The sequence below is a fragment of the Marivirga sp. genome (assembly GCF_024636815.1).
GTDB lineage: Bacteria > Bacteroidota > Bacteroidia > Cytophagales > Cyclobacteriaceae > Marivirga.
The window spans coordinates 1-12,843 of the sequence record NZ_JAGXGF010000195.1 but is presented as its reverse complement, the minus strand read 5'-3'; the positions used below and the strand labels follow the sequence as shown (position 1 = coordinate 12,843).

Here is a 12,843-nt window from a genome sequence, read left to right as displayed (position 1 = left end):
CCTGTTTTTTCAAGACTATCGATTACCGCTTTTCTTTCTGATGCCTCATCGATTGAATCTGCACATAAAATTGCCAATTCATCCGCTACGCACATCATTACGTTAGTATGGTAAATAGGAAGTCTAGTCCCTTCGAAGGTTTGATTGGCTGTAAATTTCACGGCTGTGTAATTGAACTTTTCGCAGAATTCATCAAGCACTATTTCGTTTGTTCTGACAGAAATAGCAGCATACGCAATTTTGTTCGGTCGGTCTAGAATCATGCTCCCAGTACCTTCTAAAAATCGTGATTCGTCCTCGTGAGAGGAGAAGTCGATAATTTCAGAAATTTTTAAGCTTTCTTTTTCCTTAAACTGCTCTAGAATATCATTTCTTCTTTCTGATCTTCTATTCACAGCATACATAGGATATAACCCTACTCGTCCATCGTCATGGAAAGACACCCAATTATTAGGGAAAATAGAATCTGGTGTACTAGGCTCTGGTGTATCGTCTACTACAATCACATTGATTTTTTTGCCCCTAAGTTTTTTGACAAATTCCTCGAATTCCTTAGACGCTTTTGATTGAATTTCAGATTCGCTCAAGCCTTCTATAGCCTTTTGGTAATAGTTGTTGATAGCTGTCTGCTCGTTAAATCTAAACTGAACAGGGCGAACCATCATTAATGTATCGGTGCTTTGCTTATTTTCCATCTGATTAAAAATTTTCTACAAGAATTACTTTAATATATTAAGCTCTTTCAAGCGGTAAAGTAGAACATCTTAATAAACCTTCCATTTTTGAAATTTCTGAGTAAGGTACTTTTTCAACTATGTATCCTTTTTCTTCCAAGATTCCTGTTAAGCGAGTGAAGTTTTCTTCTAAGACCACAACTTTTGGGCTGATAGAGAAAACATTGGAGTTCATTTCATACATCTCATCTCGAGTAATATGGATTAAATTTTCCTCCCCAAAATAATCTCTGAGGTAATTATAATCTTCTTCAAGTTTAAAACCACTTTTATAAATAATGGCTTGGTTTTCTCCTATTGGTTGAAAACAGCAATCTAAATGCAAGGCATTGTCTTTGGCTACTTCATCCGATTTATTGAGCTGAAAACCCTTCACCTTTTTGTTAGGGAATTCATTTGCTAAAAATTCTAATCCTGCTCTATTTGTTCTGGATACAATGTATTTCTCGAAATCTTCTTTTTCAGAATAACCTACAAAAATATGATCTTTCCAGAGCATTACATCCCCTCCTTCCACTCTTACATCTTCTGGCACCGTAACTATATGGTCTGGATTAATTTGTTCTAAAATGTATTGAATACCTTTTATTTCCTCTTTTCTGTCTTTAAGAATTCTAGGTTTGATGAATTTATCTTCAATTACAAATCCAATATCTCTGGAGAAAATCTGATTATAGTCTTTTATGATTTCTGGTCGATAAACTTTCACACCATGTTTTTCTAAAACTTTTGCAAAAGCTTCAATTTCCTTCACCATATCAGCTTCTTTAGGATAAGTTCCTGCCTCAATATGCTCTTTAGACTTAGGGTCATAAGCGTCATCCAGATTGGGTATATCCCCAACACCTTTGGCAATTCCTAATATCACAGCCCTCAATGGGGAAGTCTCATCGTTTACAAATACATTTATCATAAAAAATATTGAATTATTTAATAGAAAAACCTGAATGTTTCAGCGTTTAAATTTTAGTTTTGCAAAGATTGCAAATATAATTCAATATTGCATTTCAACACCGTACTAAACTTTAGTTGAATGAAGAGTTACATAGATTTAATAGAACAAACCTTTTATTGGCCCCAAAAAGAATTTAATGTAGAGGATAATGCCTTGAAATTCCATGATGTCCCTTTAATGGATATAATTGAAAAGTATGGCACTCCTTTAAAACTGACTTATCTGCCAAAGATTAGTCAAAATATTAATCAAGCGAGAGAGTATTTCGCAAATGCATTCAAGAAATTTAATTATAACGGAGATTATACCTATTGCTATTGCACTAAATCTTCTCATTTCTCCTTTGTGATGGAAGAAGCCTTGAAAGCTGGAGTTCATATGGAAACTTCTTCCTCATTTGATATACCGATCGTTAAGAAATTGCATGATAAGGGATTGCTGACAAAGCAACATTATGTAGTTTGTAATGGATTCAAAAGACCACTTTATAGGCAATATATAAATGAATTGATTAATTCTGGTTTTGAAAATGTAGTTCCTGTTTTAGATGATTTAAATGAAATCGATAGTTACGAAGCAGGAGCCAAAAAGCCTTTCAAAGTAGGAATTAGGATAGCTTCAGATGAAGAACCTACTTTCGAATTTTACACAAGCCGATTAGGAATTCGCTATAATGATGTAATTGATTTATATCAAAATAAAATAGCTAAAAGTGAGAAAGCAAAGCTTAAAATGTTGCATTTCTTTATCAATACAGGCATAAAAGATACAGCATACTACTGGAGTGAATTAGGCCGTTTTGTTGATAAATATTGTGAACTAAAGAAAGTAGCGCCAGAATTAGATACCATTGATATTGGCGGTGGTTTTCCTATTAAAACTTCATTAGGATTTGAATACGATTACCAATATATGGTAGATCAAATTGTAGAAAATATCCAATGGATTTGCGAGAAGAATAATGTAGAGACTCCAAATATCATGACTGAATTTGGTAGTTATACGGTAGGAGAGAGTGGTGCTACTATTTATTCTATCTTAGATCAAAAGCTGCAGAATGATAAAGAGCTTTGGTATATGATTGATGGATCTTTTATCACGCATTTACCCGATGTTTGGGGGCTAAATCAGAAATTTATTTTGATGGCCATTAATAATTGGAATGAGCCATTTCATAAAGTAAAGATGGGTGGCTTGACCTGCGATTCGATGGACTATTATAACTCCGAAGCCCACTCATTTGAAGTGTTCATGCCAAAAGTGGAGAGGAATGAGAAGCAATATGTAGGTTTTTTCCATACCGGGGCATACCAGGAATCCTTAGGTGGATATGGAGGAATTCAACATTGCTTGATCCCTGCACCAAAACATGTTTTGGTTGATAAAGATGAAGAAGGAAATATTACGACTAAACTATTTGCTGAAGAGCAAACTAGTGAGAGTATGTTGAAAATTTTAGGTTATTAGTAATCTAGAAAACCTGTCAGGTTTACTTAAATTATTAACCATGGGTTCCGGTAGGTGTGCCACCGACCAGGTTAGAGTCCATGGTTGGTGGCACACCAACCATTTAAACATCGATTGAAAACCTGACAGGTTTATCCTCTCAAGCCAAAGGAAGTACAAAAGAAAAAGTACTTCCTTTGTTTTCTTCTGATTCAATTTTTAATTCTGTTTTATGGATCGATAGGAATTCGCGTATAAGTTGAAGTCCTAAACCTGTACCTTTCTCGTTTCGAGTTCCTTTAGTAGTGATTTTTTTATCCTTTAATTTAATTCTCTCCAATAGAGGTTTTGAGATTCCCACACCATTATCCACCACCTTAATGATAACTTTACCCTCTTCTGTTATTTCAGTTTCAACTTTTATTTTGCCATTTTCGGTGAATTTTAAAGCATTATTGATGAGATTTCTCATAACGAATCTCATCATAGCAAGATCTGCTATAACCTTAATATCAGCTTCTGCTTTACATTTCAAGGTATTATTCTTTTCCTTAGCGTTGCCCTCAAATAAGTTGCAGACCTCAAGCACTAAATCCTGAACTTTTACTTCAGTAAAATTCACGTCATTAGTACTTCTTGACCATTCCAGAAGATTTTCAACTAACTCATGGAGATTGTTCAAGTTATTTTTTACCAAAGGAAAGAGCTGTGCCAAATCCTCAGGATTATTGGCATCAATATACTTTGAATTCATATAAGTTCTCAAACTATTGATGGGACCTTTTAAATCATGGGATATTATGCTCGTGATTTGATTATTAAGATGATTTAGAGATTCTAACTTTTCATTTTTGATTTCGAGTTCATTTTTTTTGTCTCGCAACTCAATTAGTTTAGAGGCTTGGCCACCTAATATTTTTAAGGCCTGAATTTGGTGTTCACTAAGTTTTTTAGGCTTTGAATCCATAACACATAAAGTTCCTAAATTAAATCCATTTTCAGATTTGATAGGCATACCGGCATAAAATCTAATGTTTGGATTTTCTGTAACTAAAGGATTATCAAAGAACCTGTTATCTTCTACTGCATTTTCTATTATAAAAACTTTATCCCCATTTATAGCGTGACCACAGAAGGAGATATCTCGGTGGGTAGAATCGACTTTAAGTCCTTTGTTTGATTTAAACCATTGCCTGTCAGCATCTATAAGTGTTACCAAAGAAATAGGGACTCCACAAATAATAGAAGCTAGTTCCACTAAGTCATCAAAATCTTTTTCTTTTTCAGAATCTAGGATGTTTAACCTGCGGAGTTCTTTTAATCTTTCATTTTCATTATCTGGAATATCAGGCTTCTGCATGGTTCTCTTTTCTAATAAATAATTGAAGTTCAGGCTTTTTTCATAAAAAAAACTATCAATTACTAATTAAATATAATTTACAAAATAAATTACGATAACTGCGCGACTTCAGATTCTTTATTAATTTTTTTCACTAGACCTTGTAAAACTTTTCCCGGACCACTTTCAATAAAAACTGAGGCACCATCTTGTACCATCTGGTGAACTGATTGTGTCCATTTCACTGGAGAAGTTAATTGAGAGATCAAATTTTCTTTAATGGCTTCCACATCAATTGAGCCTTGTGCATTCACATTTTGATATACAGGGCATTTTGGCTCATTAAATTGTGTTTCTTTAATGGCTTGAGCAAGTTCTTCTCTAGCTGGCTCCATTAGAGGAGAATGAAAGGCTCCACCAACAGGAAGAGGTAAAGCTCTTTTGGCTCCTGCTTCTTTCATTTTTTCACAGGCAATTTCAATACCTTTATTTGAGCCTGAAATCACCAATTGACCAGGGCAATTATAATTAGCAGGAACTACCACTTCCTCATTGATTTCGTGGCATATTTTTTCCACTACATCATCATCTAAGCCTAAAACTGCCGCCATGGTAGATGGATTTATTTCACAAGCTTTTTGCATTGCCAAAGCTCTTTTATAAACTAATTTTAAACCATCCTCAAAAGATAAGGTGCCATTTGCTACTAAGGCTGAGAATTCGCCTAAAGAATGCCCTGCTACCATTTCAGGTTTGAAATCAGGATGAACCAAAGCATTGATTACAGAATGTAAAAAAACAGCGGGCTGTGTCACTTTGGTTTCTTTCAATTCTTCTGCTGTTCCTTCGAACATTATTTTCGTGATGTCAAATCCCAAGATTTCATTGGCTTGGTCAAATAGCTTTTTGGCATCAGCATTATTTTCATATAATTCTTTTCCCATACCGGGATATTGGGCGCCTTGGCCCGGAAATACATAAGCTTTCATGTTTATAGTTGTTTTTAAGTTGTACCATGCCCCAAAGGGATCCCTATGGGAGAATTCGCTACAAATTTTATTCCTACCAGAGGTAGGCCAGCTATCTTCGATTGCATGTTAAGATGGGCTAAAATTTATGCTCATTTCATAAAGTATTTATTTGTTATTAATATTCAGAACGTAATTAAAGTGGCAAGTTATAAACTTTTAGAAAATCTGAATAACCTGTTTTGGCTTAATCCATTTCTAAAAATCTATTTTTGATTTCTTTAGTGGGCATTCTACAACTTTCTCTTTTACCAAACCACTTATATCTATTTTTAGCAATAAGGTCATAAAAATAATCTCTAATAAATTTTGGGATGATGATGAAAGCATAAAATCCCTTCCAGGGTCCATCCAGATGACGGGCAATTTTCAAAGCGGCAGTACTCTTAGAATATAGTTGACCGGAATCCAAGTAAATAATACTGTCTGTATTTTCAATTACTGACTGAGGAACAAATTTTTTCGCAATTTTAGATTGCAAGGGCGCAAATTTAAAATAGCCTTTTTTATCTCTATCTATAATGAAATTGATAGCCCCATTACACAAATTACATACTCCATCGAAAAATATGATAGGTTTTTGTTTTTCCAATTACCTTATGATTTGAACATAACCCTTATACCTTTTTTGCTTGTTTTCTGGTCTCAACATGTCAAATGTTACGATGGCTTCAAAGAAATAGGTAGCGGAAGGTAAGGGTTCTCCGTTGAAATTTGTACCATCCCAATTAATATATACACTATTTTCGCCCCCACTTTCATAGGCATATACCTGCTTGCCATATCTATTGAAAACTTTAAATTCTATTTTTTCGAGAAATCTCGGACATTTATCTAGAGGGATTGCTGCAAGGTCACTAGGTTTTGGATAGAAAGGAGTAAAGTAGTCATTTTTCCCATCATTGCCAGGTGTGAAAACATTAGGAAATGCGATATTTGGACAATTTTCCTTACAGAATGTTTCTGAGAATTCGCTTCTATTTTCCGACTGATCAACAGCTCTTATTGTATAACATCCAGCAAATTCAGGTAGATTGTCATGAATAAAGAATGTATCTCGAGTGGTGCCAATTAGTTCAAATTCACTATCTAACTCGTTTTTAAAAAATATTTCATAGTAGTTAATTTCATTGTCACAGCTATCAGCCAAATTTGCATCCCAGAATAGCTCGTTTTGAAATTGATTAAAATCGCACGCTTTATCAGCTAAAAATTCCAGACACTTCCCTGGTGAATCTAATTGAAAACCAACATCAAATGGTGGACAAGGATCAATTTGATCATCAGGACGTGCGCATAAAATTTGAGAATCATTCAATAAAGGTTCAAATATATCTTCATTTCCATATCCTCCGGAAGTAGTGATGTAGTAGCAGTATTCTTCCATATTAGATAAGTTCTGATTATTGAATTGACCACTATCTAAATATTGGAAACCATTTAATGTGACATCAACCGAATCAATCAATACGAGCTGATTAGGATTTGCATTTACTTTATTCCTGTATATATAATGATATGGGTAGTCTTGATTAGTGTTAGACCAAGGGACGTTAGCCTCCCAGTTTAACTGAATGGATTCAAATAATCCTACAGAAGATAACCATACAGAAGATGCTTTAGCAGAGATTTCAATTATATTTTCTTCGTTTACTTCATCATTTAAAAGATAAAGTTCTAATTGATAGTTGTAAATCTCAGAAGTGGTGTTTAAAGCTGTGTCAGTGAAGGTAGTATCATCTTCTATCACTGCAATAGGCTCAAAATCTTCACCATCACTTCTTAAAACTTGATATTTATAAGGAGCAGGATAGATAGTAGTATCAATATCAAGGGGAGGTAACCAACTCACTGTGATTTCTCCATTATCAGAGTCTGTTTCATCAACAGTAACATTAGTAATTACTGGGCCTGTTGCAGCTATTTTTTGACATACTTCTTCTGATGCATAACTCACTCCACCTTTTGGCAATTCAAAAATAGCCACTAATCTATAACAATAAGTAGCGCCAAAATTTAATCCTTGTCCTGCGTTATCATCTAAAAAGGAATTTTGACCCACAGGCATGGCACCGATTAATTCATAGCCTCCATTTTCTGGAATTCCAATTTCACAATTTTCAGGTTCAAAATTAAAGCTATCTACTCTTCTATAAACTTGAATTACTTCGGCATCACCACAGTTATATTCATCCCAACTGATTTCAATTGATCGTTGAGGTTTACTTTCGGCCACCACATTTTTTGGTGATGGAGGTACCACAGTAACGCTCCAAGTTTCGAATGCGGTCAATCTTAATCCAGGACCATTATCAGTTGCTTTAAACCTGACCAAATAAGGATCTTCTCGAATATGCGAGCAATCTGTTTGCCAGGAGAATTTAGAAATTGAAGGAGTTTCAAAAAATTCATTACTATCTGGTAAAAGGGTTGCAGGCGGGGATAGAATAAATGGACCTCCAAATCCTTCAATTTTTACTAATGATTCAGGATTAGGATCAGTTGCAATTATATCAGCCTTCAATAAAGTTCCTGCTTCTATACAAGTATCTAATGGGATTTCTAGCTCAGGTGGGTCATTTTCAGTTTCGTCTACTATAATTTGCATATCACGAGTAACGCTTCCCAAAAAACGCCATTCACCTGCTATTTTTCTCCATTCTTCAGCTATAAAAGCAACATTGAATTCGCCTTTCATTCCTGGGGCATCCCAAATTAAATCACCAAGTACTTCATCTAAAGTTAATGTTGCTGGGCCGGTTTGCTGACTATTTTGTCCTCCTGCGGCTACTTCTGGAGATCTGAAATTAGGTACATCTACTCCTTGTCTACTTTGAGGAGTTACCAATTTAAAGGCAATGCTATCCCCATTGATGTCAAATGCTCCAGGGTTATGATAAAACAATACACCAACAGCTCCTTTATCTACAGGGGGGATTAAGAAGATTGGCGTGTCATTGCAACCAAAGAAAGGATCTATTCTTATTAAAGTTTCTACATAAAAAGAAACAGAACCAGAATTACTCATATTGATAATCCCTACATTTCTAAAATCCTCTACATAAGAGACTACATAATCTCCATTTGAATTGTAGTCATGTCTAATTTTAAACTCAACTAACTCAATCTCATCATCAATTATTTCTTTTCTGCTAAATCCATCTGGATTTAACATAATAGATTCACCATCTCCAAATTTGAACTCACCATTACCAAATAAAATATCAGAACCGGTATCTCTGTAGGCAGTAAGTGTAAATTCATATTCTCTTCCGCTACATCCAATTCTTCTGGCTGTAATTTCCCCTGCTCTAATGTGAGTTGCTAAAGATTCACCTAAGGTGCAGATAATCAATATGATGAATAGGATTAATTTTTTCACTAGTTAATTATTGGTAAGAATATTTAAAACGTTAATTTAAAAAATATTGTTCTTAAAACATCAAAACATTTAGATTTCATTAAAAGTTGTTCCAATCTTCTAAAATAGGTAGTATTATTTAGAATTGTTTAAAATAGAAAACACAATTGTTTTCTAAGTGTTCCAAATGTAACTTTGAGACGAAGATTTTATTATAAACCTAATAATTAAAATAAAATATATGAGTTGGCTTTCTGACACTTTAACGAGTACAATCGGTAGGAAATTAGTGATGTCACTTACCGGTCTTTTTTTAATCATTTTTTTAGTTGTCCATTTAGCAGGAAATTTTCAGCTTTTAGCTGATGATGGCGGAGAGGCTTTCAATGAGTATGCAAAGTTTATGACTTCAAATCCAATTATTCAATTCTTGTCCATTGGATTGTATGCATTTATTGTTTTACACATTGTAATGTCAATTGCATTGGTAATAAAGAACAAAAAAGCAAGGCCTGTAGGATACGACAAAGTAAAAGGTTCTGCTAATAGCTCTTTTTCCTCAAGAAATATGGGGATTTTAGGCTTTATAATTTTTGTGTTTTTGGTAATCCACATGAGAAGTTTCTGGTTTGAAATGAAATTTGGAACAATGCCTGTAGATGAATTCGGAAACAAAGACCTTTATCTTATTGTTAAGGAGGCGTTTTCACAATGGTGGTATGTTGCACTTTATGTAGTGTGTATGGTGGGATTGGCGTTTCACTTGTCGCACGGATTTTCCAGTGCATTTCAAACGCTAGGGTTAAACCATAGTAAATACACTCCATTCATTAAAAAATTAGGAATCGTTTATGCAATCCTTATCCCGGCTGCATTTGCAAGTATTCCATTAATCATGTTTTTCAATAGTTAAGGATAATTACTGTACTATGAATTTAGAATCAAAAATACCTGAAGGTCCATTAGCAGAGAAATGGACGAATCATAAATTTAATGTTAAGCTGGTCAACCCAGCTAACAAGCGTAAATACGATGTAATAGTAGTTGGTACTGGATTAGCCGGAGCTTCTGCTTCTGCTTCTTTAGCCGAGCTTGGTTATAATGTAAAAGCATTTTGCTTTCAAGATAGTCCTAGAAGAGCTCACTCTATTGCTGCTCAGGGTGGAATTAATGCTGCTAAAAACTATCAGAATGATGGTGATAGTGTTTATCGTTTGTTTTACGATACCATAAAAGGTGGTGATTACCGCTCAAGAGAAGCGAATGTTTACAGATTGGCGCAAGTTAGTGTTAACATTATTGACCAATGTGTAGCTCAAGGTGTCCCTTTTGCCAGAGAGTATGGTGGATTATTATCTAACCGTTCTTTCGGTGGCGCGCAAGTATCCAGAACATTTTATGCTCGTGGTCAAACAGGACAACAATTATTATTAGGAGCTTATAGTGCTTTGAGCCGTCAGGTTGCTAATGGTAAAGTTGAGCTTTTCCCAAGAACTGAGATGTTGGATTTAGTAATGGTGGATGGAAAAGCAAGAGGTATCGTTACTCGAAACCTAGTTACTGGAAAAATTGAATCACATAGTGCCCATGCAGTGGTATTAGCTTCTGGTGGTTATGGAAACGTATTCTACTTGTCGACCAATGCAATGGGCTCAAACGTAACAGCAGCTTGGAGAGCTCATAAGAAAGGTGCTCTAATGGCAAATCCTTGTTATACTCAAATTCACCCAACCTGTATCCCAGTAAGTGGAGATCATCAATCTAAACTGACTTTGATGTCAGAGTCTTTAAGAAATGATGGTCGTGTATGGGTGCCGGCAACAAAAGAGCTAGCTGAGAAAATCAGAAAAAAAGAAATTCATCCAAATGATTTGAGTGAGGATGAAAGAGACTATTACTTAGAAACAAAATATCCGGCATTTGGTAATTTAGTTCCACGTGATGTAGCTTCGAGAAATGCAAAATATGTTTGCGATGAAGGTAGAGGAGTAAATGAATCAGGAAAAGCCGTTTATCTTGATTTCAGAGATGCCATAAATAGAGACGGTCAAGATACGATTGCTGGGAAATATGGTAATTTGTTTGATATGTACAAGCAAATCACCGGAAGTAATCCATACAAAGAACCAATGATGATTTATCCAGCTGTTCACTACACTATGGGTGGTCTTTGGGTAGATTATAATTTGAAAACAAATGTTGAAGGCTTGTATGCAACAGGAGAATCTAACTTCTCAGATCACGGAGCAAATAGATTAGGAGCAAGTGCTTTGATGCAAGGTTTAGCAGATGGGTATTTCGTTCTTCCATATACAATAGGAAACTATTTGGCTGGTGAGAAATATGAGAAAATTGGTACGGATCATGAAGCTTTCAAAGAAGCAGAGAAAGCCGTAAAAGATAATATCGATAAGCTCCTTTCCATTAAAGGAACTAAGTCAGTTGACCACTACCACAAAGAGTTAGGTAAAATCATGTGGGATTACTGTGGAATGTCAAGGACCGGGGAAGGCTTAAAGAAAGCCAAGGATATGGTGAAAGAATTGAGAGCAGACTTCTGGAATAATGTTAAAGTTTTAGGTTCTAATGAAGAGTTTAATAGTTTATTGGAAAAAGCTTCCAGAGTAGCTGATTTCTTAGAGTTAGGTGAGCTAATGATTGATGATGCTCTTAATAGAGAGGAATCTTGTGGAGGTCACTTCAGGGAAGAGCATCAAACTCCTGAAGGTGAAGCAAAGCGTAATGATGAAGATTTTGCTTACGTTGCTGCCTGGGAATATACTGGTCCTGAAAAGCCGGAAACGCTTCACAAAGAGCAATTAATATTTGAAAATGTGAAACTGACACAACGAAGTTATAAGTAAGCTTTAGTCACCAAAAATATTTTAATTATGAAATTCACTTTAAAAATCTGGAGACAGAAAAATAACCAAGATAAAGGGGCATTTAAAACATACGAATTGGATGGTGTATCAGCAGATATGTCATTTTTGGAAATGATTGATGTTTTAAATGAACAATTAATAGACAAAGACGAAGACCCTGTTCATTTCGACCACGATTGCCGTGAAGGAATTTGCGGAATGTGCAGTATGTACATCAATGGCCAACCCCACGGGCCTTTAAAAAATGTGACTACCTGCCAATTGCATATGAGAAGTTTCCAAGATGGAGAAACCATCGTTATCGAGCCTTGGAGAGCAAAAGCTTTTCCTATAGTGAAAGATTTGGCAGTAGACAGAGGTGCATTTGACCGAGTGATTCAAGCTGGTGGTTATGTAAGTGTAAACACAGGTGGAACGCCAGATGCTAACGAAATTCCAATTCCTAAATCTGTAGCGGATGAAGCATTTGATTCTGCTACTTGTATCGGTTGTGGAGCTTGTGTTGCGGCATGTAAAAATGCATCAGCTATGCTTTTTGTAAGTGCAAAGATTTCACAATTGTCCATGTTACCACAAGGAAAAGTAGAAGCTGCTGAAAGAGCACAAAAAATGGTTGCACAAATGGATGAAGAAGGATTTGGAGCTTGTACAAACACAGGTGCTTGTTCGGCTGAATGTCCAAAAGGCATTGATTTGTCTAATATTGCAAGAATGAATAGAGAATATCTAGGAGCAAAAATTGGATCTCAAGATTAAGTAAATTAGAATTATATATCAAAAAAGGGCTTCGGCCCTTTTTTTATGTGGTTTATTTGTAAATTTATTTTGTATCCCATACTTTTGGATTTAAAATAAATATAGAAAAAAACCAAAACATCCCCAGACATTAAATTTCAACCAAAACCATATCCTATAGCAAGAGCTTCTAGCTCGTGCTTCATTCAATCTAGCTCAACCAAAATGCTAGCGCACGCGCAATGTCGTTAAGTTAAGCTAAATTCCTTTAGAATTCATGATTTTAAACCTTCTTCTAGAATCTGTTTTTGGCCGAGGAAAAGAACGGTTCATTCTTACTATTTCAGTTCTTCTTTTTAT

10 protein-coding genes are annotated in these 12,843 nt (G+C 35.2%); 4 read left to right on the top strand and 6 right to left on the bottom strand.

The window, feature by feature from the left end; translation table 11 throughout:
- Together Q0L29_RS14165 and Q0L29_RS14160 are read right to left on the bottom strand one after the other, a co-directional pair.
- Positions 1 to 695: arginine deiminase-related protein (locus tag Q0L29_RS14165; protein WP_296622696.1), on the bottom strand; the 695-nt coding region annotated here is incomplete at its 3' end.
- Positions 696 to 732: 37 nt separating this feature from the next.
- Positions 733 to 1,647: a dimethylarginine dimethylaminohydrolase family protein gene (locus Q0L29_RS14160; protein ID WP_296622695.1), complete on the bottom strand. Its 915-nt coding sequence runs from the start codon at positions 1,645 to 1,647 to the stop codon at positions 733 to 735.
- Positions 1,648 to 1,767: 120 nt separating this feature from the next.
- Between Q0L29_RS14160 and Q0L29_RS14155 the strand changes: the two genes are divergently transcribed.
- Positions 1,768 to 3,156, top strand: a complete 1,389-nt coding sequence (locus tag Q0L29_RS14155) for an arginine decarboxylase (protein WP_296622693.1) — start codon at positions 1,768 to 1,770, stop codon at positions 3,154 to 3,156.
- Between the two features lie 139 nt (positions 3,157 to 3,295).
- Here Q0L29_RS14155 and Q0L29_RS14150 read toward each other — a convergent pair whose 3' ends face one another.
- From Q0L29_RS14150 to Q0L29_RS14135, 4 genes are all read right to left on the bottom strand, one after another.
- On the bottom strand, positions 3,296 to 4,495 hold the full coding sequence (locus Q0L29_RS14150) for a GAF domain-containing sensor histidine kinase (RefSeq protein WP_296622690.1): 1,200 nt from the start codon (positions 4,493 to 4,495) through the stop codon (positions 3,296 to 3,298).
- Between the two features lie 89 nt (positions 4,496 to 4,584).
- On the bottom strand, positions 4,585 to 5,463 hold the full coding sequence (fabD, locus tag Q0L29_RS14145) for an ACP S-malonyltransferase (RefSeq protein WP_296622689.1): 879 nt from the start codon (positions 5,461 to 5,463) through the stop codon (positions 4,585 to 4,587).
- Positions 5,464 to 5,689: 226 nt separating this feature from the next.
- Entirely contained in the window at positions 5,690 to 6,094 is a 405-nt protein-coding gene (locus Q0L29_RS14140) for a thiol-disulfide oxidoreductase DCC family protein (protein WP_296622687.1), read from the bottom strand.
- Positions 6,095 to 8,884 (bottom strand): gliding motility-associated C-terminal domain-containing protein, encoded by a 2,790-nt coding sequence (locus Q0L29_RS14135; RefSeq protein ID WP_296622684.1) that lies wholly within the window; start codon positions 8,882 to 8,884, stop codon positions 6,095 to 6,097.
- A gap of 220 nt (positions 8,885 to 9,104) precedes the next feature.
- On the opposite strand from Q0L29_RS14135, the gene Q0L29_RS14130 reads away from it, so the two are divergent.
- Genes Q0L29_RS14130 through Q0L29_RS14120 form a run of 3 tightly spaced genes read left to right on the top strand, consistent with a single transcriptional unit; the run spans position 9,105 to position 12,504 of the window.
- On the top strand, positions 9,105 to 9,776 hold the full coding sequence (locus Q0L29_RS14130; RefSeq protein ID WP_296622682.1) for a succinate dehydrogenase cytochrome b subunit: 672 nt from the start codon (positions 9,105 to 9,107) through the stop codon (positions 9,774 to 9,776).
- 16 nt (positions 9,777 to 9,792) lie between these two features.
- Positions 9,793 to 11,727 carry a fumarate reductase/succinate dehydrogenase flavoprotein subunit gene (locus tag Q0L29_RS14125; protein ID WP_296622680.1) on the top strand — a complete coding sequence of 645 codons (1,935 nt, stop codon included), beginning with the start codon at positions 9,793 to 9,795 and terminating at the stop codon, positions 11,725 to 11,727.
- Between the two features lie 27 nt (positions 11,728 to 11,754).
- Positions 11,755 to 12,504, top strand: a complete 750-nt coding sequence (locus Q0L29_RS14120; RefSeq protein ID WP_296622679.1) for a succinate dehydrogenase/fumarate reductase iron-sulfur subunit — start codon at positions 11,755 to 11,757, stop codon at positions 12,502 to 12,504.
- Positions 12,505 to 12,843: the final 339 nt, after the last annotated feature.

Excerpts from the sequence above, each read along its gene's own strand:
- Q0L29_RS14120 (WP_296622679.1), top strand. The coding sequence starts at position 11,755 with ATGAAATTCACTTTAAAAATCTGGAGACAGAAAAATAACCAAGATAAA.
- fabD (WP_296622689.1), bottom strand. The coding sequence starts at position 5,463 with ATGAAAGCTTATGTATTTCCGGGCCAAGGCGCCCAATATCCCGGTATG.
- Q0L29_RS14125 (WP_296622680.1), top strand. The coding sequence starts at position 9,793 with ATGAATTTAGAATCAAAAATACCTGAAGGTCCATTAGCAGAGAAATGG.
- Q0L29_RS14130 (WP_296622682.1), top strand. The coding sequence starts at position 9,105 with ATGAGTTGGCTTTCTGACACTTTAACGAGTACAATCGGTAGGAAATTA.
- Q0L29_RS14155 (WP_296622693.1), top strand. The coding sequence starts at position 1,768 with ATGAAGAGTTACATAGATTTAATAGAACAAACCTTTTATTGGCCCCAA.
- Q0L29_RS14160 (WP_296622695.1), bottom strand. The coding sequence starts at position 1,647 with ATGATAAATGTATTTGTAAACGATGAGACTTCCCCATTGAGGGCTGTG.
- Q0L29_RS14150 (WP_296622690.1), bottom strand. The coding sequence starts at position 4,495 with ATGCAGAAGCCTGATATTCCAGATAATGAAAATGAAAGATTAAAAGAA.